Raw genomic sequence first — 22769 nt, 5'->3', positions numbered from 1 at the left:
GCACTCCGGGAGGGCGAGAACTGTGACGATCCAGATCGGGCACACTGGTCGCCATGACGGCACCCGGCGACCGCACCACCAGCGGTGCCACCCGTGGCTTCCTGCCCGCCGTCGAGGGTATGCGGGCCTGCGCCGCCATCGGGGTCGTCATCACCCATGTGGCATTCCAGACCGGCAACACCGGCGGCGTCAGCGGCCGGCTGCTGGGCCGCTTCGATCTGGCCGTCGCGGTGTTCTTCGCGTTGTCCGGGTTCCTGCTCTGGCGCGGCCACGCCGCGGCCGAGCGGGGCCTGCGGCACCGCCCACCGACCGGGCACTACCTGCGCTCCCGGCTGGTCCGCATCATGCCCGGCTATCTGGTGGCCGTGATCGTCATCCTGATCCTGATGCCGGACACCAATGCCAACCTGACGGTCTGGCTGGCCAATCTGACACTCACCCAGATCTACGTCCCGCTGACGCTGACGTCCGGGCTCACCCAGATGTGGAGCCTGTCGGTGGAGGTCTGCTTCTACCTCGCACTGCCGGTGCTGGCACTGCTGGCCCGGCGGCTGCCGGTGGGCGCCCGCATCCCGGCCGTCATCGCCCTGGCGGTGGCCAGCCTGGCCTGGGGGCTGATCCCGTTCGACCCGCCCTACGGTGTCAATCCGCTGAACTGGCCGCCGGCGTTCTTCTCCTGGTTCGCCGCCGGCATCGTGCTGGCCGAGCTGTCGGTGAGCCGGGTCGGGTGGGCGCACCGGCTGGCACGGCGGCGGCTGCTGATGGCGGTGCTGGCCCTGGGCGCGTTTGTGGTGGCGGCCTCGCCACTGGCCGGCCCGGAGGGGCTGACACCCGGCACCGTCGGCCAGTTCGCCGTCAAGATCACCATGGGTGCCATCGTGGCGGGAGCGCTGCTGGCCCCGTTGGTGCTCGACGCCCCCGACACCGCGCACCGGGTACTGGGCAGCCCGGCGATGGTGACGTTGGGCCGCTGGTCCTACGGCCTGTTCGTCTGGCACCTGGCCGCGCTCGCCATGGTGTTCCCGGTGATGGGGTATTTCCCGTTCAACGGGCATCTGCCGGTGGTGCTGGTGCTGACGTTGGTGTTCGGATTCGCGATCGCCGCGGTCAGCTATGCGCTCGTCGAGTCACCGTGTCGGGAAGCGTTGCGCCGCTGGGAGACCCGGCATCACCGCGCCGCGCCGCGCGACAGTGCGATCGTCGACACCCTCGCTCAGTAACCGCCGCCGTGGGAGAAGATGCGGCGCGGATTGTCGACCAGCATGGTGTGCAGCTGTTCATCGGTGACCCCGCGCCGCTGCAGCGCCGGGATCACGTCGTTATGGATGTGCAGGTAGTGCCAGTTGGGCATCCCCACCGAGACCACCTCCTCGGGGAGCGCGTCGAAATAGCAGAAGGCGTCATGTGAGAGCACCATCCGCTCGGCATGGCCACGCTCGCACATGCGCGCCACCGTATCCACGCGCTGCTCGAACGGCAGGATCGAGTCGATGCCGAACCGGTCCATGCCCAGGTAGGAACCCTCGGCGATGAGCTCCTGCAGGTAGTCCAGGTCGGTGCTGTCCCCGGAGTGCCCGATGACGACGCGACTGAGGTCCACCCCTTCCTCGGCGAAGATGCGCTGCTGTTCCAACCCGCGCCGGGTGCCGGCGTGGGTGTGCGTCGAGATGGGCACGCCGGTCTCGCGGTGGGCGGCGGCCACCGCGCGCAGCACCCGCTCCACCCCCGCCGTGACGCCGGGTTCGTCGGTGGCGCACTTGAGAATGGCCGCCTTGATGCCGGTGTCGGCGATGCCTTCGGTGATATCGCGGACGAACAGCTCGGTCATGATCTCGGGGCCGTCGAGCAGGGTGCCCGGTCCCTGGAAGTGGAACCGGAACGGGACGTCGTTGTAGGTGTAGAGGCCGGTGGCCACCACGATGTTGATCTCGGTGGCCTCGGCGACCCGCGCGATCCGGGGGATGTAGCGCCCCAGGCCGATGACCGTCAGGTCGACGACGGTGTCCACCCCTCGCGCTTTGAGCTCGTTGAGCCGGTCGATGGCGTCGGCAACGCGCCGGTCCTCGTCGCCCCAGGCCTCCGGGTAGTTCTCGGCGATCTCGGTGGTCATCATGAAGACGTGTTCGTGCATCAGGGTGACACCGAGGTCAGCGGCATCGATGACCCCAGCCGCGGTGTTCAGTTCGGCCATCCCGCCGATGCTAGGGGCCGTTTTCGGCGCCGGGGCCGGTTCTCCGGTATCGACATCTACCCGGTACCACGGGTACCGTTTGGCCGATGGACATGTTGGACAGCGACACCCCCGACGGTGCGGCGATCGCCCTGCACGCGCGTGCGGTGCAGTTCGACCTCACCGACGTGCCCGCTCAATGCGTGTACAACGACCCCTACGCGTCGCACCTGTACAACGGGCTGAGCCTGCTGCTCCCCGCGGGCGAGGAGTGGTTCGTCGCCATCCTGAAAGAGGCGTTGCCGCTCATCGACGACGAGAAACTGCGTGAGGACGTCATCGGGTTCATGGGTCAGGAGGCCATGCACGCCAACGCCCACACCGGCATCAACGACTACCTGCAGGCCCACGGCATCGACCCCACCCCGGTGCTCGACCGCGCGCACTGGGTGTTCGGCAATCTGCTCGGACCGCGTGAGGTGACCGGCGCCAAGGCGCACAACTATCTGGTGGAGCGGTTGGCGGTGATGGCCGCGCTGGAACACATCTTCTCGTTCCTCGGTGACTGGGTGCTCAACGCGAAGCGACTCAACGGCCAGACCGCGCACCCGACCATCGTGGACCTGCTGCGCTGGCACGGCGCCGAAGAGGTGGAGCACCGCATGGTCTCCCATGATGTGCTGCGCTACTTCGACGAGAACTATGCACGCCGGGCCTGGGCGCAGGTCGTCGCCGGGCCGATGCTGCTGTACTTACTGTGGCAGGCCACCCGGTACCTGATGCGCGTGGATCCGAACCTCGACATGTCGCCCCGTAAGCGCAAGGCGATCTGGCGGGGCCTGATCCGGTCCGGGCGCCGCGGTGTGGCGCCGTCGGTGCTGCACACCACGTGGCGTGGGCTGCAGTACTTCTCGCCGCGCTACCACCCCGGCGATGTCGGTGACACCGCGCAGGCCGTCGCGTACCTGGCCGCCTCACCCGCCGCGCGGGCCGCGCTGAGATGAAGCGCTCCGCACCGCCGCTGGGTGCGCCGCTCGACGATCGCGCCACCAATATCGTCGTCTCGCTGCTGGAGCGGTTCTGGTTGAGCCGGGTGGTCCGGGCCGACTACGCCGACGAGCGGGCGACGCGCACGCCGCACGACCCGATGGCGCTTGTGCTGACCCGGCGCGAAATCGTGGCGCGCGACAAAGATGTTGTCGCGCTGACTTTCTCGGCGCCCGATGGCGATGTGCTGCCCGGATGGCAGCCCGGCGGTCACCTCGACCTACACCTGCCCTCGGGCCGACGGCGTCAGTACTCGCTGTGCGGCGACCCACAGGATGCGGATCGATACCGCATCGCGGTGCGCAAGATTCCGGCCGGCGGCGGGGGTTCGCTGGAGATGCACGACCTGCGGGTCGGCGACACGGTCACCGTCCGTGGTCCGCGTAACGGCTTCCCGTTCATCCCGTACGAACGGGCGCTCTACATCGCCGGTGGCATCGGCATCACCCCGATCCTGCCGATGGTGCGGGCGGCGCAACGACTGGGCGCAGACTGGCATTTCGTGTATTGCGGGCGCAGCGCGGAGACCATCCCGTTCCTCGACGAGATCGCCTCCTGGGACCCGACGCGGGTCACCATCCGCCTCGACGACGAACACGGTGTGCCGACGGCCGACGACCTGCTGGGGCAGGCGCCGGCCGGGGGAGCGGTCTATGTGTGCGGACCGCCGCCGATGATCGAGACGGTGCGCCTGAACTTCGATCGATCCGGCGCCGCCGCGCTGCATTTCGAGCGTTTCAGCGCCCCACCGGTGCGTGACGGCACGCCGTTCGAGATCGAGCTGGCGCGCACCGGCGACGTGCTCGATGTGGCCGCCGACGAGTCCGTGCTCGACGCCCTGGTACGGCATCGCCCCGAGACCGCCTACTCGTGCCGGCAGGGTTTCTGCGGGACCTGTCGGGTGGCGGTGTTGGCGGGTACCCCCGACCATCGCGAGAACAGGCTCACCGCCGAGGAACGCGAAACCTCGATGCTGACATGTGTATCCCGTTCGCTCACTTCGCGTCTCGTACTCGATCTGTAACCACCGTGCTGGCGGCCAGCATGGCCACCGAGAGCAGGGCGAGGAACTGCACGCCGGCCGAGTGGCCGACGTAGCCGTCGACCGAACGCCACGGTTCGCGGGACAGCACGGCTCCGGCGGCGATCAGCCCACCTGCGGTGAACCCGATGGTGAGTTTCTCCGAGAGGCCCCAGCCCGCCGACAGATGCCGGGCGCCGATCGCCCCCGCCACCACCAACAGACCGACGAGACCGCTGATCAGTGCGCCCGCACCCAGCGCCGCCGCGCCGGTGAGCCACGGTGACGGGGCCCAGGGACGTACCGGCTCTCCGATGACCTTCCGCCGGATCGGTAGCAGCGCAAGCAAAGCCAGTAGCGGCAGCAGGGCCAGCCCCCCGAACAGCCCGATCCGGTAGGTCAGGTTCGACGGGAACGTCAGGCTCACCATGCCGCCGGTGCCCGCGGGGACCACCCAGCCCTGCTGCCAGCCGTTGACGGTGATCGCCCGCAGTCCGGTGCCGTCCGCGGTGTGGGCGACCCAGCCGGGGTTGCGGCTCTCGGGGACCACGATGACCCGGTCGTGGTCCACCGACTCCACCCGCACCTCGCGGCGGTCCGAGCTCCATTGACCGATGTCCGCCGGTACCACCGGTGCGGGCCGCAGTTCTGCGGCACGGGCAGCGGCCAGCTGCACACCGTCGACCACGAAGGCCTCACCCGGGCTGACCAACAGTTCCTGCTGGCCCGCCGGCAACGTGATGGGTTCCGGCAGGCAGGGCTTCGCGGCGATCGGCTCGTTGTCCAGCAGCGCACCGACGGTGGTGGTGACCGAGGTCTGGATGAACTGCCCGGCCACCCCGATGATCGGTCCCCGCCCGCAGGGCAGCGTGACGGGTCGGTCACGGTCACTCGGGCGGGCAGCCGCGATCGGGTTGGCCGCGCCGTCGAGCACGGTCACCTCGGCCAGACCGGTGGGCTTGAGTTGATCGAAACCCAGTGCGGTGCGGTCGATCACGTCCGTCCAGTCCAGGATCGACAATTGCACCGTATCGGTCACGGTCGGGAACAGATCGAGCGTCTGCGGGCCGTCGCCGTTCATCCTGCGGACCTGCGGTCCGGCACCGAGGTCGACCGCGACCATCGTCGGATGCGCGGGCAGCACGGTGGAACTCGGTGTCAGCGTCACTCCGGCGACCTCGGTCGGTGCCGGGAGTTTCACCGTCAGGGTCGGCGGCTTCTTGAACTGCACGTCGCTTTGCGGCGCCGTCCACGCGGTACGTACGTCGCCGTCGGTGGCGGCGTACGCCGAGCCGAGCACATCGATCAGATCGGAATCGCCCACCGAACGCACCGTCGCGGGTGTGCTGATCAGATCGGCCAGCCGCGGCCCCTGCCGGGCCCGCACCCACACCGTCGGCGTCACGGTGGTGGTCTCCGGCACGGTGAGCGTACGGCTCATGTTCACGGCCTCTTCCGGGGCCAGCGCCATGGTGGCCGCGCAGCGGATACCGTCGGGGGCGTCCGCGCACCCCGGGCGGCCCAGCAGCTCGGAGCCGAGATCCCATTGCGCGACCACGGATCCCGCCGGCGGGCCGGGCACGTCCACGGTGCGCCGCAGCGTGACCGGGTGGGCGAAACCCGATGCGTCGTACTGGGTCACGGACAGGTCGGTGATGCCGAACTGCACCCCCGGTGAGCCGTCGTCGGTGCCCACGGCGGTGACCCGCATCCACGGTGTCTCGCCGAACGGCAGCGCCGCGGACAGCGGTTTGCCGGGCTCGTCGAAACGCAGGGTGGTGGTTCCGTTCACCGTCGACACCTCGATACGGCGCACCTGCGCCCCGACGGCGGTGGCACTCGGTGTGATGGTGACCGCGGCATTGGTCACCGGATGATCGAAGTCGACCTGCATCCACTGGCCCACGGCGGTCTGCAGCGAATTGGACACCCAGCTGGTCGACGAATCGGCATCGATGGCGGCCGCCGGCCCGGAGGACGGCGAGACATTGGGTAGCGCAGTCGAATCCGACGCCGAGCTGGACACACTGATCTTGCCGCCCGTCCACCGTGCGTAGAGCGGGTCGGTGCCGGCGGGGTAGTCCATCACCCGGTTGAACGTCTGCCGACGTTCGTCGGGGGTGCGCACCGCCGAGGAGTGGTTGTCCACGCGCCCGTAGTCGGTCTCCCGGGCCAGCGGGGTGTCGGTGATCGTCACCAGCGGGGCGTCGACACCGGCGCGTTGCGCATCGGCGGTCAGCAGCATCGGTCCGAGCGGTTCGCGGCCGGTGAGCCGACGTCGTTCATCAAGGCGCAGCAAGGCTTCCGGGCCGCCGTCCACGCGGGCCATCGCGGCGAGATCGGTCAGGTACGGCCCCGGCTGGGCGTTGTCGACCCGGTAGATCTGGACCGCCGGATACCGCGGGCGCAGACCGCTGTCGGTGACGAACCCGTCCAGGGTTCCCGGCCCGATGGAATCGCCGAACTCCGCGACCCTGGTCAGGCCAGGCGACCCGTCGATGGCGCGGTGTACCAGGATGGGTCGTGCCGACCGGGAGGTGTCCGGGTCCAGGTCATTGCGTACCACGACAAACGAAATGCCTTGCTGAGCAAGCGTATCGGCCAAGCCCGCCGAGGGTTGACCGGCTGCGAAAAGCCGTTGCACGGCGTCGAGGGCGCGGATGGTTTCCGGTGGGGTCAACGGAATCGAGTCGCGCACCCCCCACGGGCTGCCGCCCAGCACCTGCAGTGGCTCGTCGTGACTGTTACCCCAGACCTGGGTCGCGAACGGGGCTCCCGGCGCGACGAGCACCCGGCCACGGTCGGTGTTGTGTGCATCGAGCCACGCCGCCGTCTCGTGCCAATACCCGGGGATCGCCGCGAAACTGCCCGGCGGTGTCAGCCGCCCGGTCCAGGCCAGCGAGGTGCCCGCGGCCAGCGCGGTCAGGATGACGAGACCGACGGCGACCCGCTTGTCACGTTCGGGGTGCGCGAGGGCACCCACCCAGGTTGGTCGGGAGACGCTGCCGGGTAACGGTATCCGGCTCAGGAGGTGTGCCAACCCCAGTGCCAGCGGCAGCCGGATCAGCGGCTCAAGCTTGTGCACATTGCGCAGCGGGGTGCCGTCGGCATCGAGGAACGACTGCACACCGGTGGCGAACGGGGAACCCAGCCCGCCCGAGTAGCCGACGGCCAGCAGTGTCAGGCCGACGAAGAGGATCAGGATGAGCCGGCCCCGGAACGGCATGGAGCGCATGGCCAGCCCGGCCAGTCCGGCCGCCGCGACCAGTGTGGTGGCCAGCACCGCAACGGAACTGGTGACCAGTGTCGACCCGGCGGTGGCGGTCGGCGCGACGTACGGCGTCCAGGCGCCCGCGCCGCGCAGCACCTCGGTCAGCGACAGCCATCGGGTGGTGACGCCGGAGGACTCGATGAAGTCCAGGAAAGGAGGGCTGATGCGGCCCAACATGATCAGGGCCACCGACCACCACGCGATGGCCAGCGCCGTACACAGCGCCCACCAGCCGGTGAAGCGCCACCACTGTTTGTTGGGGCGGTGGGCGGCCCACCAGATGATCGCGGCCAGGCAGCCGGTCAGGGTGGCGACGGCGTTGACCGCACCCATCAGGGCGACGGCAACCGCCGAGCGGGCGGCCAGCAGGCGGATCCGGTCGTCGCCGCGCATCGCGCGGATGACCGGCAGCAGCACCCACGGCGCGAGCATCATCGGCAGGGTTTCCGAGGAGATGGCGCCCAGCGTGGTCAGTACCCGCGGGGACAGCGCGAACGCGGTGGCGGCGATGACCCGTGCGCTGGTGTTTCCGATACCGAGCGCTTCAGCCACCCGCAACAGACCCCAGAACCCGACGGTGAGCAACAGCGCCCACCACAACCGTTGGGTCACCCATCCGGGCAGGCCCAGCGCGTCACCAACCAGGAAGAACGCTCCGTGCGGGAACAGATAGCCGTAGGCCTGGTTCTGTGCCTGGCCGAAGGGCAGATCGCTGTTCCACAGGTCGGCGGCGCGCGCAAGGAAGCGCAACGGGTTCGCCGTGAGATCGAGCTTGGTGTCCGGCGAGATGAGGCCGGGGGACTGGAGGAACGCCAGGATCAGGGCGGCGGACCCGACCAGCCACAGCCAACGCCGTGAGAGTGTTCCTTCGGCCGACTGCGCGCCCGGGTCAGGCCCGGTCGCCGTATTCAACGCGGTTGAGCACCGAGGACGCGGGGTCGCCCGACTGCACCGGTGGCTTGGTGTCCTGCTGAACCATCAGCGTCACGCCGAAGATCGCCGCTGCGCCCAGCAGCAGTCCGACCACGATGCTGGCCGCTGCGGGCACGACGAACCGTTCCATGCCCGCCAACCTAGCACGTCAGAATGGGGCGGTGAGTGCAGCGGAGCGGGAGTTCTGGCGCTCGGCGACGTGCACGGTGCGGGTGCGTCACGAGCGCACGGGTGCGCTGGTGTTCTCCGGGTACGATCGCGCCCACCTGGGCGGATACGAGTATCTCGTCACGGTCCGACCGGAGGTCCTGCCCGCGGTGCGGGCCGCGCTCGGGGTCGGCCCGCACGCCGATGTGCTCGACGCGCTGTGCGCCGCGGTGGAGGAGATCATGGCCGTCGGCGAGCGCAGCTGGCTGTGCTCGCGCGGGGTTCCCTGCGATCTGCAGACCTGGTGAGCGGCTGCCCGACGGACGCGGACCGCTAGTCTCGAGACCCATGTCGATATCGCGCGCACTCGGTGCCCTGACCGCGCTGTCCGGTCTCCTGCTGGCCTGCTCGCCGGCCGGGCCGCAGGAAGCGGCCGCCCCACCGGCTCCGGTGAGCAGCGGCCCGGCCGTTCCGACGAACGCGTCCTTCGACCATCCGCTGCCGGCCGCCCCGGCGCCCCGGTCCTGCGATATCGCCACGATGTCGACCCGGGACAAGCTCGCGCAGCTGCTGATGGTCGGGGTCTCCGACGCGGCCGACGCGCGCGCGGTGGTCGCCGATCAGCATGTCGGCGGCATCATGATCGGCAGCTGGACCGACAAGTCGATGCTGGGTGCACCGCTGGCCGATATCGCGGCGCAGTCGGGCCCGCTGTCGCTGGCGGTCAGCGTCGACGAGGAGGGTGGCCGGGTGTCCCGGCTCGCGGGTGTGATCGGCAGCCAGCCTTCGGCACGGGAGCTGGCCGAGACCAAGACCCCCGACGAGGTCTACGGGATCGCGTTGCAGCGTGGCCGGGCCATGCGTGGCCTCGGTATCACCGTGGACTTCGCCCCCGTCGTCGACCTGACGCAGGAAAGCGCCGCGATCGGGGACCGCTCGTTCGGTGACGATCCGCAGACGGTGACCGAGTACGCCGGCGCCTACGCCCGCGGCCTGCGCGACGCCGGGGTACTGCCGGTGCTCAAGCATTTCCCCGGTCACGGTCGCGCAGCGGGTGATTCCCATACCGGCGCCGTGTCGACCCCGCCGCTGGCCGAACTGCAGACCAGCGATCTGGTGCCTTACCGCACATTGGTCAACCAGCCGCCGGTGGCGGTCATGGTGGGTCATATGGCCGTTCCGGGGCTGACCGGCGGTGAGCAGGCCAGCCTGAGTCCCGCCGCCTACAACCTGTTGCGCACCGAGTTCGGCTTCGGCGGTGTGGTGTACACCGACGATCTGTCCAGCATGGCCGCCATCAACCAGCAGTACGGAGTGGCGGCGGCGGTGCTGAAATCCTTGCAAGCCGGCGCCGATATCGCGCTGTGGATCACCACCGCCGAGGTGCCCGCCGTGCTGGACCGCCTCGAGCAGGCGGTTGCGTCCGGAGAGCTGTCCCAGGGCGCGGTGGACGCGTCGGTGCAGCGGGTGGCGGCCTCGAAGGGGCCTAATCCCAACTGCGGTCGCTGATCACCCGTACTCTGTGCCGATGGCCGGTGGAACCAAGCGGTTGCCGCGCGCGGTGCGCGAGCAGCAGATGCTCGACGCCGCCGTGCAGATGTTCTCCATCAACGGCTATCACGAGACGTCGATGGATGCGATCGCCGCCGAGGCGCAGATCTCCAAACCGATGCTCTACCTCTACTACGGTTCCAAGGAAGACCTGTTCGGCGCCTGCCTGGACCGTGAGCTGAACCGGTTCGTCGACGAGGTGCGCGGCCGGATCGACTTCACCCAGAGTCCAAAGGACATGCTGACCAACGCCGTGGGGGCGTTCCTCGGCTATATCGACAGCAACCGTGCATCGTGGATCGTGCTGTACAGCCAGGCCACCAGCTCGCAGGCCTTCGCGCACACCGTGCGCGAAGGTCGCGAGCGGATCATCGAACTGGTCGGCAGGCTGTTGCAGTCCGGTACCCGAAACCCGGAACCGGACGCCGATTTCAATATGATGGCCGTCGCGTTGGTGGGTGCCGGTGAGGCCATCGCCGACCGGGTCAGCACCGGTGACGCCGACGTCCAAGATGCCACCGAACTGATGATCAACCTGTTCTGGCGCGGCCTGAAGGGCAAGCCCAGTGACAAGGTGTGAACCGCCGAGCCGCTAGACCGCCACGCCCTCGATCAGGCTGAACGGTGTCACGGTCGGCACCACCCGGTCCAGCCGGAACCCGGCCCGCTGATATAGCGCTCGGTATTCGGCCTCGGTGCGTTCGCGCCCACCGGCCGACACCAGCATCTCCATGTCCAGCCACTTGGGCAGGAACTCGCGGTGGTGTTCGGGGATCACCGCCTCCAGCAGCAACAGCTTGGCGCCCGGTCGAGCGGCCGCCCGCACGCTGGTGAGGATCGCGACGGACTCGGCGTCGGCCCAGTCGTGGATGACGTTCTTCATCACGTACATGTCGGCGCCCGCCGGCACCGCGTCGAAAAACGATCCCGACTCCACCGCCACCCGTTCGGTGACACCGAAACGGGCCAACACCGCCGGTGCACCCTCCACGACCTCCGGCAGGTCGTAGAGCACACCGCGGGCGGCGGGGGCGGCGTTGAGGATCGCCGCCAGCAACCGGCCGTGACCGCCGCCGACATCGGCGATCGTCGCGTACCCGGTGAAGTCGTAGGCGGCGACCACCGGGTCGATGGCGAATTCCGACATGCTGGTCATCGCGTCGTTGAAGACCGCACCCAATGGCGGCTCGCTGTGCAGGTATTCGAACGCCGGCATGCCGCGCAGGGTGGGGATCACCGACTGCCCGGTGCGGACCGCCTCGGTGAAGTGGGTCCAGTGCTCACGGTGCTGGGGCGAACCCACGAACCGGGCCATCGCCGCGATCGACACCGGCGCATCGGTGCGTAGCGCATCGGCGACCGGATTGAGCGCATACCGACCGCGGCGCACCGTGAACACCCCGGCGCTGACCAGCGCGCGCATCAGCCGCGCCAGTGCGTCCGGGTCGGCGCCCACCCGCTTGGCCAATTCGTCTGTGCGCAGCGGGCCGTCGGCCAGCGCATCGGCGATCTTGAGGTCCGCGGCCACCGTGATGCCCTGGGACACCCACGCTCCGAGGATCAGCTCCAGCAGTACCGCGGGCCCGGGAGCGCTGCGCCGGCGCAACCGGCCGAGGCCGTCGCGGACCCGGTCCACGGCGCGGATGAGGCTGGCGGGAGGTACGCGGGTGGCGGCCATCCCCGCAGTTTAGAGCGCGGTCACCGACGCCGTAAGGTGCGGATATCCCTTCTTCAGGTGCCGCAGCGCCAACTCCCAGCCGCCGTCGACGCGGTCGGTGTACAGCCCGGCGCGCGCCGGCAGCAGTACCGGCTTGCCGAACCGCACCGAGTACTTCACCGCATCGGGCAGCTGGCCCTCGATATTGGCCAGCACGGCTGCCGCACTGAACATCCCGTGTGCGATGGCGGTCGGGAAGCCGAACAGCTTGGCGCCGATCGAACTGGTGTGAATGGGGTTGTGGTCACCGCCGATGGAGGCGTACGAGCGGATCTGGCCGGCGGTGAAGGTGAGTACCGCGTTGGGTGGCGGCAGCTTCGGCTGTTTGGGTGGCTCCGGCCGTGGCGCATCGGACAGGCTGGTGCGCTGTTGGTGCAGGAAGGTGGTGGTCTGCTCCCAGGCAAGGTCGTTGCCGATCTTGATGTTGGTGACCAGGTCGACCAGTAGACCCTTGCGGTGCTCGCGCAGGTTCTCCGCGTGCACGGCCACGTCCAGCGCATCGCTGACGGTGATCGGGCGGTGCGCGGTGATGTGGTTCTCGGTATGCACCGAACCCATTGCCGCGAAGGGGAAATCGAACGATGTGGCCAGCGACATCATGGTCGGGAAGGTGAGCGCGAACGGGTAGGTCAGGGGCACGGCATTGTCGAAACGCAACCCGGTGACGTTGGCGTACGCGGCGACGTTGGCGGGGTCGATCCGCAGTTCGGGCACGTGCACGGTGCGGTCGGGGAGGCCGCCGGAACGCGGTACGAACGGCAGCGCGCCGGCGACCGCGCGGGCCATGTTCAGCAGACCGTTGGGCTGGCTCATCACGCCCCCAGCAGGGCTTGGCCGCAGACCCGGATCGTGTTGCCGGTGACCGCATTCGACGCCGGGCTGGCGAAGTAGGCGATGGTCTCGGCGACGTCGACGGGCTGTCCGCCCTGGAACAACGAGTTCAGCCGGCGGCCCACCTCGCGGGTGGCCAGCGGGATGGCCTCGGTCATCTTGGTCTCGATGAAACCGGGGGCGACGGCATTGATGGTGATGCCCTTCTCGGCCAGGGTAGGCCCGAGGGCTTCGACGATGCCGATCATGCCGGCCTTGGTCGCGGCGTAGTTGGTCTGGCCACGGTTGCCCGCGATACCGGCCATCGAGGACAGGCCGATCACCCGGCCGCCTTCGGACAGGGCGCCGGCGGCCACCAGGCCTTCGGTAAGGGTCAGCGGCGCAACAAGATTCACCGCGATCACCGAATCCCAGCGCGGCTCGTCCATGTTGGCGAGCAGCTTGTCGCGGGTGATGCCGGCGTTGTTGACCAGCACGTCGACCGTGCCGCCATGGTGCTCGCCCAGGTGCGCGACGATCTGGTCCACCGCGTCGGGGGCGGTGACGTCGAGTGCCAATGCGGTGCCGCCGACCTTGGCCGCGGTCTCCTTCAGCGCCTCTTCGGCCTGCGGTACGTCCACGGCCACCACCGCGGCACCGTCGCGGGCGAAGACCTCGGCGATGGTCGCGCCGATACCGCGGGCGGCACCGGTCACCACGGCGACTTTGCCGGCCAGCGGCTTGTCCCAGTCGGCGGGCGCCTGCGAGGCGGCCGCGCCGACCCGGAACACCTGCCCGTCGACGTATGCGGACTTGCCGGACAGGATGAAGCGCAGCGTCGATTCCAGGCCGGAGGCACCGGCGTCGGCGTCGGCGGCCAGGTAGACCAGCGATACGGTGGCGCCGCGCCGCAGTTCCTTGCCCAGCGACCGGGTGAAGCCTTCCAGGGCGCGCTGCACGATGTGCTCGTGGGCGGACAGCGATGCCGAGGGCTCGGTCCCGACGACCACGACCCGGCCGGAGGCGCCGAGGTTGCGCAGCACCGGGGTGAAGAACTTGTACAGCTCTTTGAGGTCGGCCGGTTCGGTGATGCCGGTGGCGTCGAACACCAACCCGCCGAACGAGTCGGCCCACCGTCCGCCGATGTTGTCGGAGACGACGTCATAGTCGTCGGCGAGGGCGGCGCGCAGCGGTTCCACCACCCGGCCCGAACCCCCGATCAGCAGCGATCCGGCGAGCGGCGGCTGGCCGGGGCGATAGCGGCGCAGCTCTTCGGGCTGCGGGACGCCGAGTTGTTTGGCCAGGAACGATCCGGGCCCGGAATTGACGACTTGGGAGAACACGTCGGAAGCCATGGGGACTAACTTACTCCAGAGTAAGGTTTGCGGGTAACCTTGGGTCATGCCTTCACAAACCAATGACCGCCGCGTCGCCGTGCTCGGTGGAAACCGGATCCCTTTCGTCCGCTCCGACGGCGCCTACGCGAACGCCTCCAACCAGGACATGTTCACCGCCGTCCTCGACGGTCTCGCCGACCGGTTCGGTCTGCGCGGCGAGAAGCTCGACGCGGTCATCGGCGGTGCGGTGCTCAAGCACAGCCGCGACTTCAATCTGATGCGCGAGTGTGTGCTGGGCAGCTCGCTGTCGCCGTACACCCCGGCCTTCGACCTGCAGCAGGCCTGCGGCACCGGTCTGCAGGCGGCGATCGTCGCCGCCGACGGTATCGCCCGCGGCCGGTACCGGGTGGCCGCCGCCGGCGGCGTGGACACCACCTCCGATGCGCCGATCGCCTTCGGTGACGATCTGCGCGGTGTGCTGCTGAGCGTGCGTCGGGCCAAGTCCAACCTCGACCGGCTCAAGCTCGTCGGCAAGTTGCCTGCCGCCCTCGGTGTCGAGATCCCCACCAACGGCGAGCCCCGCACCGGACTGTCGATGGGCGAACATGCGGCCATCACCGCCAAGGAAATGGGCATCAAGCGGGTCGACCAGGACGAACTGGCCGCGGCCAGCCACCGCAACATGGCGGCCGCCTATGACCGCGGTTTCTTCGACGACCTGGTCACCCCGTTCCTCGGCGTCTACCGCGACAACAATCTGCGCGCCGACTCGTCGGCGGAAAAGCTGGCCAAACTCAAACCCGTCTTCGGCGTCCGCAATGGTGACGCGACGATGACCGCGGGCAACTCCACGCCGCTGACCGATGGCGCGTCGGTGGCGCTGCTGGCATCCGAGGAGTGGGCCGCCGAACACGACGTCCCGGTGCTGGCCTACTTCGTCGACGGCGAGACCGCCGCGGTCGACTACGTCAACGGTCCCGACGGGCTGCTGATGGCCCCGACCTACGCGGTGCCGCGACTGCTCGCCCGCAACGGTCTGACGCTGCAGGATTTCGACTTCTACGAGATCCACGAGGCGTTCGCCTCGGTGGTGCTGGCCACCCTGGCGGCCTGGGAGTCACCGGACTACTGCAAGGGCCGGCTCGGGCTGGACGCGCCGCTGGGCGCCATCGACCGCAGCAAGCTCAACGTCAACGGATCCTCGCTGGCCGCCGGGCACCCGTTCGCCGCCACCGGCGGGCGCATCGTCGCGCAGTTGGCCAAGCAGCTGGCCGAGAAGAAGAAGGAGACCGGCAAGCCGGTGCGCGGCCTCATCTCGGTCTGCGCCGCGGGTGGGCAGGGCGTGACGGCCATCCTGGAGGCCTAGGCCCGACCGCCGAAACAGCATTCCGGACGGGGCCCACTCGCGTTTTTCCTGCTGGAATGCTGTTTCGGCCCGGCTCAGAAGTGTGCGAAAAAAAGTTTCCGCCGAGCTGTAACGCTCGCCGGAGCACCGTCGATACATGGGATAGCTCCGTGTTGCCGTCTGACCCCCCGACCCGACGGCAACACGGGGCTCTTTCTTTTCCCGCCGTGCGTCACGGGTCCTTGGACGCGGTGACCGGTCCGGAGCCGGGCGGTGCGAACAGGCTGCCCGCCACACTGCCGCGTGCCGTGCGGACCGCGACCAACGCCCAGGTACACAACAGGCCGGCGTAGGCAGCCACGGCGGCCACCTTGAACGCCGGCAGGCCGGTGTGCAGGGCGAGCTGGGTGGTGCCGGTGACGAATGTGCCCACCGGGAACGTCAGGCTCCACCAGGTCAGCGCGAACGGCATCCCGCGTCGCAGCGTGCGGACTGTCAGCGCGGTCGCCAGCGCGATCCACAACACCGAGAATCCCCACACCGGCACCCCGAACAGGATCGAGAAGATCCCCATCCCGGCGGCGAGTTCCGGGGCGACTGCCAGATGCGCCTGCGTCGCCAGCAGGCCCGCCACCGTCACCGACTGGCCCAACGGGCCGAGCACGATCCACAACGTCGGCACCCGCGCCGTGCCGGAGGTGCCGTACAGCGCCAGCCGGCTCCAGATCATCGTGATGATGATGAGCGCGGCGATCAGCGACAACCCGAACATCGCCAGGCAGCCGTAGAACATCGTGGTCCGCCCGGTGCCCGGTGCCATATGCGGGATCAGCATCGCCCCGCCCGCGGCCGACACCATCGGCGGCACCACCGGCATCAACCACCCGCCGAACGCGGCGTCGGGCCCCACGTTGAGCTGAGTGAACATCAGATACGGGATGGACACCGCGGTGTACAGCCCGCCGATGGTGCCCGCCGACCACAGCACCCAGTTGACGTCGACGGCCAGGCTCTCGCCGATCAGGTCCTTGCCCACCAGCATGGTGCCCGTCCCCACGGTCAGTAGGGCCATGGGCGCGGCGCCGTAGAAATGCGCCATCTGGGGATTGCGCGCATGCCCGCGGGCGACGGTCGGGTGGCGGAACCACTGCACGCTGACCGCGACGACGAGCGCCACCAGCAGTGCGGCCGCGCACACCCAGACAATCTCGGTGAACACCCGCAGACCGGGCGGCTGTACCGGCAGCGTCGCCCCGGCGACGACGAGGATCCCTGTCCCCATCACCGACGAGAACCAGTTCGGGCCGAAATTCCCCAGCCGGGTCTCCGTTTCGTTCATCGCGCGGCGGGCATCATGGGAGGCATGCAGATCAGCATCCTCGGATCATTGTCCGGATCGGGCGGCACGACCCTCATCGACGGTGTCGTGTCGGAATTCGCCAAGCTGCGTGATGAGGGTTTCCGCCGGGTCTGGATGACCCAGATGCCGTACGAGCCGGACCTGCTGACCGTGCTCGCGGTGGCCATGCGCGAGGTCGACACCATCGAGGTCGGCACCGGCGTGGTGCCGATCCAGAACCAGCATCCGATGCAGTTGGCGCAGCGCGCGCTGACCCTGAACCTGATCGCGGGCGGCCGATTCATCCTCGGGCTGGGGATGACCCATGCAGCGGTCACCGAGGGCATGTGGGGCATTCCCTGGGATCGGTCGGTACGGCGGCTCAACGAGTACCTGGACGGACTCTTGCCGCTGCTTGCGGGCGAGGCGGCCGATGCGCCGGGCGAGATCTACACCACGCGTGGCGCGTTGCAGATCGCCGGTGCGCCGCAGCCCCCGGTCTACGTCGCGGCGTTGGGCCCGCAGCTGCTCAAGATCGCCGGCCGGCGTACCGCGGGCACGGTGACCTGGATGACCGGGCCGAAGACCCTCGCCGAGCACGTGGGCCCGGGGCTGCGGGCCGCCGCCCACGGCCGCCCCGTCCGGGTGGTGGCCGCGCTGCCGGTCAGTGTGACCGATGACGTGGACGGCGCGCGGGCGCAGGCCGCCGAGCAGTTCGCGATGTACGGTCAGCTGCCGTCCTACCGGGCCATGCTCGACCGGGAGGGCTACGCCGGGCCCGCCGACGCCGTTCTCATCGGTGACGAGGAGACGGTGACCTCCAGGATCGAGGGCCTGCGCGCCGCCGGCGTCGACGAGTACGTCGGCGTGGTCTACGACCGATCGCCCGAGGTCAGAGACCGTACGCGGGCGTTGTTGCGGGCGCTGGACACCCCCGGAAATTAGGCCTGGTGTGATTGTCGTCACAGGCGTACAGTCGACCGCACGACGGGTTCGGGAGTGACAGATCCAAAGAGCCGGAACGAGGTGAAACTCCGGCCGCGCGAGATACCGAAAGGTATGTGAGGACGCCCTCAAGGTCGAAAGACCGTCCTCCCGAACCCGCCCTTTTTCTGCCGCTGGCGAACAACCGAGGACAGCCGGGCGCGAGCGGCCAAGATGCTGGGATGGGCGACATCATCGCTATCCACCCGGACCGCCGGCCCGCGCGCGAGCCCGAACCGCTCTGGCGTGAGGTACTCGGCCGCCGGTTGCGCGACACCCGCCGGCGCCGCGGCGCCCGGCTGGTCGACGTCGCGGCTCGTGCCGGGGTGTCGCCGCAGTACCTCTCCGAGATCGAGCGCGGCCGCAAGGAACCGTCGAGCGAGATGATCGCGGCGGTGTGCGGTGCGCTGAACATCGACCTCGGGCGGCTGCTCGGCGGCATCTCGGCGGATCTGACCCGGCGCCAGCAGACCAGAGCCGGCGGCCCCACCCTGCTGGCCGCCTAAGCCCGCTGATCCAGCACCCGGTCGGCCAGCCCGTAGTCCACCGCGCCGTCGGCGTCGAACACCCGGTCCCGGTCGGTGTCGTGCCGCAACTGCTCGACGCTGCGCCCGGTGTGCCGGGCCAGGATGGCCTCCAGCTGGTTTCGGGTCCGGACCACCTCGTCGGCCTGCAGGATCAGATCCGGGATGGTGCCCCGGCCCTGCGCCGCCGGCTGATGCAACACCACCCGGGAATGCGGCAGGACCGCACGCCGACCCGGCTCGCCGGCGGCCAGCAATACTGCCCCGGTGGCCACCGCCTGGCCGATGCACGTCGTGGCCACCGGTGCCTTGATGAAGCGCATGGTGTCGTAGACGGCGAGCATCGCCGACAGATCGCCGCCCTCGGAGTTGATGTACAGCCCGATCTCCTGCTCCGGGTTGTCGGCCTCCAGATGCAACAACTGGGCGATGAGCACATTGGCGACACCGGCATCGATGGCGGTGCCCAGATAGACGATGCGTTCGGTGAGCAGATGCGAGTAGACGTCCATGATGCGCTCACCCGACGCGCTGCGAGCGATGACATTGGGGATCGTATAGCTGGTCATGCGTGTATTCCCAACTGCTGCTTGCGATTCGGCGCCACCTGGGTGAAGTCGCCGACGATGTGGTCGATGAATCCGTAGTCGCGTGCCTGCTCGGCGGTGAACCAGCGATCGTGCAGCGAGTCGGTGAAGATGCGCTCGACGTGCTGGCCGGTGTCGGCGGCGATGATCCCCAGCACGGTGTCGCGGGTGTGCCGCAGATCGTCGGCCTGCACTTCGACCTCGACCGCCGAACCGGCGATGCCCGCCGAGCCCTGGTGCATCAGGATGCGTGCGTGCGGCAGCGCCAGACGCTTACCCGGGGTGCCGGCCGAGAGCAGGAATTGCCCTGCGCTGCAGGCGAGTCCGAGCGCCACGGTGCACACGTCGGCCGGGATGAGTCGCATCACATCGCGGATCGCGAGCATGGCGGGCACGGAACCGCCGGGGGAGTGAATCCACAGGGCGATATCGTCATCGGAATCGGCGGCGAGCGTGAGCAGTTGCGCGACGAGGACGGTGCCGTTGTCATCGTCGAGTGCGCCGTCGAGCACCAGCACCCGCTTGCGGTACAGGTCTTCGCGTAGCTTCCGGCCGAACAGTGGTGGTTTCTCGGTCATGGCTCGACTGTGCCGCAACGGATGCCCGTCGCGCCCGCGGTGCTGCTGTGAGCAGAACGGCGGGGGAGGAAACGCAAGGACCCCCGGGATCGCCGGGGGTCCTTGGTCTTTGAGAACTCAGGAACTCAGAACGCTGCTTCGTCGAGCTCCATCACTTCGTTGTCGATCGCTTCGACCACTGTGCGGGTGCTGGTCAGCAGCGGCAGGAAGTTCTTGGCGAAGAACGACGCGGCGCCGATCTTGCCCTCGTAGAACGCCTTGTCCGCACCGGTGGCACCGGCGTCGAGCTTCTCGATCGCCACGGCGGCTTCACGCTGCAGCAGCCAGCCGATGACCAGATCGCCGACGCTCATGAGGAAACGCACCGAACCCAGGCCCACCTTGTAGATGGCGGCGGGATCCTCCTGCGAGGCCATCAGGTAGCCGGTCAGGGTGGCGGCCATGCCCTGCACATCTTCCAGGGCGGTCGCCAGCAGTGCGCGCTCGGCCTTCAGGCGGCCGTTACCGGTCGCGTTCTTCACGAAGGTGTCGATCTCGCCGGAGAGGTAGGCCAGCGCCTGGCCCTTGTCGCGGATGATCTTGCGGAAGAAGAAGTCCTGCGCCTGGATCGCGGTGGTGCCCTCGTAGAGCGAGTCGATCTTGGCGTCGCGGATGTACTGCTCGATCGGGTAGTCCTGCAGGAAGCCCGAACCACCCAGGGTCTGCAGGCTCTCGGTGAGCTTGGCATAGGCGGTTTCGGAGCCGAAGCCCTTGACCACCGGCAGCAGCAGGTCGTTGACCCGCACCGCCAGGTCGGCGTCCACATCGTGCAGCGCCTTGGCCACCTCGGCGTCCTGGAAGGTCGCGGTGTACATGTACAGCGCGCGCATGCCCTCGGCGTAGGCCTTCTGGGTCATCAGCGAGCGACGCACATCGGGGTGGTGGGTGATGGTCACGCGCGGCGCGGTCTTGTCGGTCATCTGGGTCAGATCGGCACCCTGCACGCGCTCCTTGGCGTACTCCAGGGCGTTCAGGTAGCCGGTCGACAAGGTGGCGATGGCCTTGGTGCCCACCATCATCCGGGCCTGTTCGATGACATCGAACATCTGCGCGATGCCGTTGTGCACCTCGCCGACGAGCCAGCCGACGGCCGGGACACCGTGCTGGCCGAAGGTCAGCTCACAGGTGGCCGAGACCTTCAGGCCCATCTTGTGCTCGACGTTGGTGACGAAGACGCCGTTGCGCTCGCCGAGCTCACCGGTCTCCTTGTCGAAGTGGAACTTCGGCACGAAGAACAGCGACAGACCCTTGGTGCCGGGGCCGGCGCCCTCGGGGCGGGCCAGTACCAGGTGGGCGATGTTCGGGAAGAGATCGTCGGCGTCGGCGGAGGTGATGAAGCGCTTCACGCCGTCGATGTGCCAGGTGCCGTCGGGCTGCTGGACCGCCTTGGTGCGCCCGGCGCCGACGTCGGAGCCGGCGTCCGGCTCGGTCAGCACCATGGTGGCGCCCCAGTTGTTCTCCGCGGCGATGGCCGCCCACTTCTTCTGCTCATCGGTGCCGTTGTGCGCGAAGATCTGCGCGAATCCGGCGCCGCCGGCGTACATCCAGACGGCGGGATTGGCGCCGAGGATGTGCTCGTTGATGGCCCACAGCAGCGCCTTGGGGGCGGGCATGCCGCCGAGCTCCTCGTCGAGGGCGACCTTGTTCCAGCCACCTTCGATGGTCGCGTTGACCGACTTCTTGAAGGACTCGGGCAGTTTGACGGTGTGGGTGGCCGGGTCGAAGACCGGCGGGTTGCGGTCGCCGTCGGCGAACGACTCGGCGATCGGCCCCTCGGCCAGACGCGCCATCTCGTTGATCATCTCGCGGGCGGTGTCGGCATCCAGATCGGCAAAGCTGCCGGCGCCGAGCGCCTTGTCGAGACCGAGCACATCGAACAAGGCGAATACCTGGTCGCGGACGTTGCTCTTGTAGTGACTCACAGTGTCTCCTCAATGAGATTGGGTCTGAAGCAGGTGGTACGTGTGGCGGTTGGGTACTTGCGGCTGGACTGCACTAAGTTACCCACCAGTAACTGCCGTGAACTATACCGCCGAGTAACCCCCGCGCAAAGTGGTTGGGAGCAAATTGTCGCCGGCGTACCAACCCGGTGGTTGATTGGGCGTTGTACCGGCCCGCTAAATGGGCGCTGAGCTGAGCTTTTCGTCGCGATGTGATGCTTGCCACGCTGACGCCGCCGCGCCCTCTAGAGTGAGGCGGATGAGGCGTGTGGTGGTATGGGGAACCGGCAATATGGGTGCGACCGCCATCCGGTCGACGGTGGGGTTCCCGGGTCTGAGCCTGAGCGGGCTGATCACGTCCTCGGCCGAGAAAACCGGCCGGGACGCCGCCACCTTCGCCGGACTGGACACCGACACCGGGGTGCTCGCGGTGAGCGATCCCGCCGCGGTGGACGCCGCCCTCACCGCCGGCGACGCCGTTGCCTACATGGCCTCCGGGGACATCCGGCCCGACGAGGCGATCACCGATATCGAACGCGCCCTGCGGGCCGGTTGCCACGTGGTCACCCCATCGCTGTACTCGCTCTACGATCCGCGTTCGGCGCCCCCGGAGTGGGTGCAGCGGCTCACCGCCGCCGCCCGCGCCGGCGGCGCGAGCCTGTTGGTGTCCGGCGTCGACCCCGGCTGGGGCAATGACGCGCTGGCGGTGACGGCAGCCAGCCTGTGCACCCGCATCAAGACGATCACCTGCCAGGAGATCTTCGACTACTCGACCTACAACCAACCGTTCGCGGTGAAGGTGTCGTGTGGGTTCGGTGCGTCGATGGCCGAGACGCCGATGATGTTGTTGCCGTCCATCCCCACCATGGTGTGGGGCGGCAACGTCCGGCTGATCGGGCGCGGCCTGGGCATCGAGATCGAGGAGATCACCGAGGAGGTCGAGCGGCTACCGCTGGAGGAGACCGTCGACACGGTGATGGGACCGTTCGAGAAGGGCACCCAGGGCGCGTTCTTCCTCAAGGTGATCGGCTGGTCCGGCGGGCGGCAACGGGTGATCATCGAGCACATCACCCGTATCCACCCCGGCTGCGCCCCGGACTGGCCGCAGCCCGACGAGGGCGTCGGTGATCATCGCGTGATCGTCGACGGTGACCCGCAGCTGACCATCACCACCCGCGCCGACGTACCCGGCGGCACCCGGGCCGACGGCGGGAACACCACCGCCGCCAACCGACTGCTCGGTGCCATCGACTGGCTGGCCACCCAGCCCGCCGGGATCTACGACGGGCTCGATGTGCCGCTGCGCTCGGCGTTGCCTCCCGAGGTGGAAGCGACGCGCTGGGCCTAGGCCCAGCACTCCCAACGAGATTCACACCAGGGACCGATCCGGCGTGTGCTACGTCCCTGATGTGAATCTCGGCGAGGGGTT

The 22769-nt window shown here is 68.8% G+C and carries 20 protein-coding genes; 10 read left to right on the top strand and 10 right to left on the bottom strand.

From position 1 onward, the window contains the following. Window positions 1-53 precede the first annotated feature (53 nt). Window positions 54-1220: an acyltransferase family protein gene (locus tag A7U43_RS01085; RefSeq protein ID WP_067990135.1), complete on the top strand. Its 1167-nt coding sequence runs from the start codon at window positions 54-56 to the stop codon at window positions 1218-1220. Here the strand turns inward: A7U43_RS01085 and A7U43_RS01080 are convergent. Continuing rightward, window positions 1214-2191, bottom strand: coding sequence for a phosphotriesterase family protein (locus A7U43_RS01080; protein WP_067990132.1), 978 nt, complete (start codon window positions 2189-2191; stop codon window positions 1214-1216). The genes A7U43_RS01085 and A7U43_RS01080 overlap by 7 nt on opposite strands. An 86-nt stretch (window positions 2192-2277) precedes the next feature. On the opposite strand from A7U43_RS01080, the gene A7U43_RS01075 reads away from it, so the two are divergent. Next, a complete protein-coding gene (locus A7U43_RS01075) occupies window positions 2278-3174 on the top strand; it encodes a metal-dependent hydrolase (RefSeq protein WP_067990129.1) in 897 nt (298 codons plus the stop codon). Next, window positions 3171-4241: a PDR/VanB family oxidoreductase gene (locus A7U43_RS01070; protein WP_067990127.1), complete on the top strand. Its 1071-nt coding sequence runs from the start codon at window positions 3171-3173 to the stop codon at window positions 4239-4241. The genes A7U43_RS01075 and A7U43_RS01070 overlap by 4 nt, the downstream gene beginning before the upstream one ends. Here the strand turns inward: A7U43_RS01070 and A7U43_RS01065 are convergent. Further along, complete coding sequence (locus A7U43_RS01065; protein WP_197499940.1) at window positions 4213-8421, bottom strand: alpha-(1->3)-arabinofuranosyltransferase; 4209 nt, start codon at window positions 8419-8421, stop codon at window positions 4213-4215. The genes A7U43_RS01070 and A7U43_RS01065 overlap by 29 nt on opposite strands. Then, entirely contained in the window at window positions 8399-8572 is a 174-nt protein-coding gene (locus tag A7U43_RS01060; protein ID WP_067990124.1) for a DUF2613 domain-containing protein, read from the bottom strand. The genes A7U43_RS01065 and A7U43_RS01060 overlap by 23 nt, the downstream gene beginning before the upstream one ends. 31 nt (window positions 8573-8603) lie before the next feature. On the opposite strand from A7U43_RS01060, the gene A7U43_RS01055 reads away from it, so the two are divergent. Genes A7U43_RS01055 through A7U43_RS01045 form a run of 3 tightly spaced genes read left to right on the top strand, consistent with a single transcriptional unit; the run spans window position 8604 to window position 10720 of the window. Continuing rightward, on the top strand, window positions 8604-8897 hold the full coding sequence (locus tag A7U43_RS01055; RefSeq protein ID WP_156525803.1) for a hypothetical protein: 294 nt from the start codon (window positions 8604-8606) through the stop codon (window positions 8895-8897). Between the two features lie 40 nt (window positions 8898-8937). Continuing rightward, window positions 8938-10098: a glycoside hydrolase family 3 N-terminal domain-containing protein gene (locus tag A7U43_RS01050; RefSeq protein WP_067990117.1), complete on the top strand. Its 1161-nt coding sequence runs from the start codon at window positions 8938-8940 to the stop codon at window positions 10096-10098. 19 nt (window positions 10099-10117) lie between these two features. Continuing rightward, on the top strand, window positions 10118-10720 hold the full coding sequence (locus A7U43_RS01045; protein WP_067990114.1) for a TetR/AcrR family transcriptional regulator: 603 nt from the start codon (window positions 10118-10120) through the stop codon (window positions 10718-10720). Window positions 10721-10732: 12 nt separating this feature from the next. Here the strand turns inward: A7U43_RS01045 and A7U43_RS01040 are convergent, their stop codons facing one another. From A7U43_RS01040 to A7U43_RS01030, 3 genes are read right to left on the bottom strand one after another with little or no spacing between them, the layout of a single operon-like run. Next, window positions 10733-11818, bottom strand: a complete 1086-nt coding sequence (locus tag A7U43_RS01040) for a methyltransferase (RefSeq protein ID WP_067990111.1) — start codon at window positions 11816-11818, stop codon at window positions 10733-10735. Between the two features lie 9 nt (window positions 11819-11827). Continuing rightward, entirely contained in the window at window positions 11828-12670 is an 843-nt protein-coding gene (locus A7U43_RS01035) for a MaoC/PaaZ C-terminal domain-containing protein (RefSeq protein WP_067990108.1), read from the bottom strand. Further along, entirely contained in the window at window positions 12670-14022 is a 1353-nt protein-coding gene (locus A7U43_RS01030) for a 3-oxoacyl-ACP reductase (protein ID WP_067990105.1), read from the bottom strand. The genes A7U43_RS01035 and A7U43_RS01030 overlap by 1 nt, the downstream gene beginning before the upstream one ends. A 46-nt stretch (window positions 14023-14068) precedes the next feature. Here A7U43_RS01030 and A7U43_RS01025 point away from each other — a divergent pair, with 46 nt between their 5' ends. Next, window positions 14069-15370, top strand: coding sequence for an acetyl-CoA C-acetyltransferase (locus tag A7U43_RS01025; RefSeq protein ID WP_067990102.1), 1302 nt, complete (start codon window positions 14069-14071; stop codon window positions 15368-15370). A gap of 211 nt (window positions 15371-15581) precedes the next feature. Here A7U43_RS01025 and A7U43_RS01020 read toward each other — a convergent pair whose 3' ends face one another. Beyond that, complete coding sequence (locus A7U43_RS01020) at window positions 15582-16688, bottom strand: TDT family transporter (protein ID WP_067990099.1); 1107 nt, start codon at window positions 16686-16688, stop codon at window positions 15582-15584. Window positions 16689-16712: 24 nt separating this feature from the next. Between A7U43_RS01020 and A7U43_RS01015 the strand changes: the two genes are divergently transcribed. Together A7U43_RS01015 and A7U43_RS01010 are read left to right on the top strand one after the other, a co-directional pair. Then, on the top strand, window positions 16713-17633 hold the full coding sequence (locus A7U43_RS01015) for a TIGR03564 family F420-dependent LLM class oxidoreductase (protein ID WP_067990095.1): 921 nt from the start codon (window positions 16713-16715) through the stop codon (window positions 17631-17633). A gap of 221 nt (window positions 17634-17854) precedes the next feature. Next, window positions 17855-18178 (top strand): helix-turn-helix domain-containing protein, encoded by a 324-nt coding sequence (locus tag A7U43_RS01010; protein ID WP_067990090.1) that lies wholly within the window; start codon window positions 17855-17857, stop codon window positions 18176-18178. Here the strand turns inward: A7U43_RS01010 and A7U43_RS01005 are convergent. The 3 genes from A7U43_RS01005 to A7U43_RS00995 form a co-directional block, all read right to left on the bottom strand. Then, window positions 18175-18765 carry a ClpP family protease gene (locus A7U43_RS01005; RefSeq protein ID WP_067990084.1) on the bottom strand — a complete coding sequence of 197 codons (591 nt, stop codon included), beginning with the start codon at window positions 18763-18765 and terminating at the stop codon, window positions 18175-18177. The two genes, A7U43_RS01010 and A7U43_RS01005, sit on opposite strands and share 4 nt — an antisense overlap. Next, window positions 18762-19361 carry a ClpP family protease gene (locus A7U43_RS01000; RefSeq protein WP_067990081.1) on the bottom strand — a complete coding sequence of 200 codons (600 nt, stop codon included), beginning with the start codon at window positions 19359-19361 and terminating at the stop codon, window positions 18762-18764. The genes A7U43_RS01005 and A7U43_RS01000 overlap by 4 nt, the downstream gene beginning before the upstream one ends. A gap of 125 nt (window positions 19362-19486) precedes the next feature. Beyond that, a complete protein-coding gene (locus A7U43_RS00995; RefSeq protein WP_067990078.1) occupies window positions 19487-21322 on the bottom strand; it encodes an acyl-CoA dehydrogenase in 1836 nt (611 codons plus the stop codon). A gap of 310 nt (window positions 21323-21632) precedes the next feature. Between A7U43_RS00995 and A7U43_RS00990 the strand changes: the two genes are divergently transcribed. Next, the gene (locus tag A7U43_RS00990) at window positions 21633-22688 is read left to right on the top strand and encodes an NAD(P)H-dependent amine dehydrogenase family protein (protein ID WP_197500011.1); all 1056 of its coding nucleotides are present in this window, start codon (window positions 21633-21635) and stop codon (window positions 22686-22688) included. Window positions 22689-22769: the final 81 nt, after the last annotated feature.

Origin of the sequence: Mycobacterium adipatum (assembly GCF_001644575.1) — a bacterium.
Taxonomy (GTDB): domain Bacteria; phylum Actinomycetota; class Actinomycetes; order Mycobacteriales; family Mycobacteriaceae; genus Mycobacterium; species Mycobacterium adipatum.
This window is presented reverse-complemented; position numbering and strand designations above follow the sequence as displayed.